The sequence below is a fragment of the Pseudoalteromonas sp. 3D05 genome (genome assembly GCF_002723455.1).
Classification (GTDB): domain Bacteria; phylum Pseudomonadota; class Gammaproteobacteria; order Enterobacterales; family Alteromonadaceae; genus Pseudoalteromonas.
In genome coordinates this window covers 1-4,065 of the sequence record NZ_PDUS01000038.1, presented here as the reverse complement: position 1 = coordinate 4,065, position 4,065 = coordinate 1, and the positions used below count along the sequence as shown (strand labels likewise).

The window sequence follows — 4,065 nt, the reverse complement described above, 5'->3', positions numbered from 1 at the left end:
CCTATTTCAGGACGGGACATCGAAAGGCTAATTTATTTATCAGCACGACCCATAAACTTTTGCTCTGCAGTATTAATACGAATGCGATCGCCCGTAGAAATATGTTCTGGTACTTGAATAATCAAACCTGTTGATAATTTTGCAGGCTTTGAGCGAGCACTCGCAGATGCGCCTTTAATTGAAGGGTCTGTTTCTTCCACAACTAATTCAACGCTTGATGGTAAATCTAAACCTACCGGTGCACCATCAATAACAATAACGTGAACACCTTGAGTTTCTTCGTTTACGAATAAAATCTCTTCGCTGATTGCGTCTTTGTTTAAGTTGTACGGTGTGTAGTCCTCGTTATCCATGAACACATACTCGTCACCATCAATGTAAGAAAACATTGATTCACGACGAATTAAATCAGCCAATTTAAGCATATCGCTATCTTTGAATGTTTCGTCAACTTTACCGCCTGTTACTACATCGTATAAACGCATACGATACAAGCTCCCGCCAGCACGCCCCTGAGGCACTGAACGAACAATATCTTTAACCACTAATACGCGGTTATTGAACTCAATAGCAGTACCCTTTTTAACTTCACTTGCCTTAGGCATTGGTGTATTCCTATAATTTATTAATCCACAGAAACATACCACGAAATCAGTATTGTTCAATAAAAACCAAGTAACTTCGCAGAAGTTTTTATACAACCAAGTAACTAACGCCAGAGAATACTGGCGTTAGTTACTCTTTACTTAACCTAAAAGCCAACTTTAACCCCTACAGATAACTCACCAACATCGTTTTCTGATACTTTATAGTAGGTATATTTGAGCAGTACCTCGGTATTTTTGTATACCGAATATCCTAATTCAGCACCTGCGTAGGGTTTAGTGTCATGCTCTTTATGCTCCAGTATTGCGCCCCCAGTAATACGACTTTGTATTTTATACTGATGACGATATGCCCCTAGAAATAACTTTGCACTTAATGACTCTGATGGCGTAAAGCGATAACCTATTTCTGATGCAACCCCTTGAGGAAGAATCGGCACATAACGAGAATAATCTGTATGGACTGCACTTGGGTTAGTTGTTTCTGCTGTTAGCTCAACCCGTCCTTGCCCCAAGTCAATATATCTTAAACCAACCTGCCAATTTTTAGTCAGTTCATAGTAAACACCCAATGACCAGCTTGTATCTGTATCATCAACGGATATTAAATTTACATCATTTTCAAGTTTAGCTAGTGAACTTTTTGCTTTAGCTTGCCCTAAAGTCCCCTCTATCGACCATGCATCAGCCACTGCATTTGTGCTCATCAAACAACTTGTAGTGATAATTGCAAAACCTGGAAGTAGTGATTTTCTGCGACTAATAACAAGCACTGAAATTAACAATAACCCTAACCCTCCCATACTTCCTCCTGATGACTTGTTACTAATAGCAACTGATTTAACAGCTTTTATTGTTACCTCAACCTGCGCTGAAGATATTGCACCTTTGCTATCTCTGATGGTGTAATCAATTGTATCAACTCCTTCAAAGCCAACTTTTGGCGTGTACTGTAATGTTCCATTTATATTAATTGTAGCGGCTCCTTGCCCAGCTTGTGCATCAACTACAAATAACTCATCGCCATCTGCATCAGTATCATTACGCAGTACATCTATTTCTATTGATGCTTGATCTGTTGTTGAAGCTGTATCAAACACCGCTGTTGGTGCGTTGTTCGTTACAAGGTTTACTTTAGCCGTGCTGTTAGATGTACCGCCTTTCCCATCACTTACGCTATATTCAATAGTTGCAACCCCAACAAACAATGTTGGTGGAGAATAAAGCAGCTGATTCTCAACAATACTGACTTGTCCAAAATCAACGGTTGCGCCTGTTAATACCAGTAAATCTCCATCTAGATCTGTATCATTATTTAAAACATCAATCGTGATAGATTCTCCCGCACCAATAGTGACTTCATCAGGTAGTGCTTGCGGTAGTTGATTTGTAGTACGAACAATGGCTACACCACCAGGGTCAACAATAGAGCGGTTTGCTATTCCATCATCATCGTTTGGCCCGCCATCCACTATTTGTAGTTGTACACACCACGCCCCTTCAACTAGCCCTGTTGTCCACTCATTGCTGCCTGGCGGAGGGCAATACCCTGGCTCACCGGCTGCTGAAAGTATTTGATTTTCACCCGTAGTTACAAAGTCTACCCACGCACCTTCCTTAAGCTTTCTATAAACGGAGTTTGCTGAGATAGGGTTTCTTTGCGGGAGCACAATACTATAAGTATCCCCTGCATTTGGTAGGCCCGTTGCAATAAAATCAAATAACCCGCCAATATTTACAGCGTCATCATCTGCGGGTAACTCACTGTCAAGTAGTTGCACACCACCAGTTTCATTTTGTGAGACTGTTACTCCTTTTCTAACACAGACACCGGGCTCACCCTCCACCAAGAACTTATTGCTGTCTTTAACTTGCTCCTGCATAACATTACAGTCGCTAATAGCATCAAGGTAATCTGGTATTCCATCATTATCACTGTCACTGTAACCTTCTTGATCATCTGGAATTAAATCTCCATCTGTATCTTGTTCGGTGAGTGTTTCAAGTGCGCCAATCACTTCAACATACACTTCTTTCGTTGATGATAAGCTCGGATCACCATCATCCTCTGCGGTTACAGACACCTTGTAAATACCAGCAGCCAGAGACTGTGTTGAGAAGGTAAATTCATTTTCATTGGAGCTGGTATTAGTGAGTTTATTGTCCTGCGAAACCCAATTTAAGATAATACTATCATTTGGATTTACATCTTCTGTTAACGCTTCAATAGTAACTAACTCTTCACCAATGGTAACCAATGACCTCGTTTGCTCACCTTGCTTAACAGACGTGGTAATTGTTGGCGCCACGTTCTCTTCTACAATCGTTATAGTAGCGGTAGATCTAGCACCTAAATTAAGTGTGTCAGCTAATGTTATGGTAATTGTTTCATTACCCTCAGATTCAGAGTCAGCAAATACAGTGAAGCCCACAATTCCTTGCACACCACTTTCAATGATTAGTTCACCCGATGTTAGATCATGATCGGAGCTGTCAGAAGTACCTGCGACTGTATATGGTATAACAATAGGATACACTGGCGATTCACCATTTAAGAACACACTAAATCTATGCGATTGATCCTCAGCTATTTGACTATCTTTATTTAAAGATATGAGTGGATGAACATTAATAGTCTGTGTAGCAATGGCCTCAAGACCGTTGCTGTCAACAGCGCTCCAATATACTAACTGACTCCCTGGAGCAAAGAGTAGATTTGAATCTACCAAAGACACGCCAATGCGATTTCCTTGACTGTCAGAAGCAAGCGGAACACCTAAGTCTACTTTAGTGAATAAACCTTTTGCGTCAATATAAACATCAGCGGGGGTTTCTATAGTTGGTGAATCATCATCTAATTGGTTTATGGTTACCTTAGCTGTTGATTTGCTTCGTGCTTTATCAGGGTCTTCAATCAAGTAATTAATTTGAATCGTACCCTGTGTACTTGCTTTAGCGGTGTAAACTATTAGCCCATTTTCTATAGTAACCGATCCTACACTTGCGCTTGCACCTATTATGCTTAATTGCTGCTCATCTGCATCTGTGTCATTTACCAACACATCAAGTGTATAAGTGTTCTGATCATTTTCATCAAACTCGAAAATATCAGGGTTTGCAACTGGCAGATCGTTCACCGAAGATACATCTAAATTAACTGTTGCCAATGCTGATTGCTCTATGCCATCACTTGCTATAAACGTAAAGCTATCAGGGCCAAAGTAATTTAGGTTTGGCGTGTACGTAAATGACGTTCCTTGAAGGCTCAATGTACCAAACTGTGGCTGTGAGTTGATAACTAAAGTAATTGCATCTCCATCTGCATCCGTGACTATCGGTGAGAACGTAGTGGCATTATCCTCAAGTAAGATCTGTGTACTACCTTGTGCAACAGGTGCTGTATTGGTGTCATTCACTGTAATTGAGAATGTCGATAAACTTGCAGTCATACTGCCATCAC

Annotated in this window: 2 protein-coding genes; both read right to left on the bottom strand. The window is 40.6% G+C overall.

What is annotated here, in order from left to right; translation table 11 throughout:
• Positions 1-32: 32 nt before the first annotated feature.
• A complete protein-coding gene (gene yeiP, locus CSC79_RS19910) occupies positions 33-605 on the bottom strand; it encodes an elongation factor P-like protein YeiP (protein ID WP_099297884.1) in 573 nt (190 codons plus the stop codon).
• Between the two features lie 146 nt (positions 606-751).
• Positions 752-4,065, bottom strand: a 3,314-nt coding sequence (locus CSC79_RS19905) for an Ig-like domain-containing protein (RefSeq protein ID WP_143483847.1), incomplete at its 5' end; no start/stop codon positions are given.

Coding starts and splice junctions, on each gene's coding strand:
- yeiP (WP_099297884.1), bottom strand. CDS start 605: ATGCCTAAGGCAAGTGAAGTTAAAAAGGGTACTGCTATTGAGTTCAAT.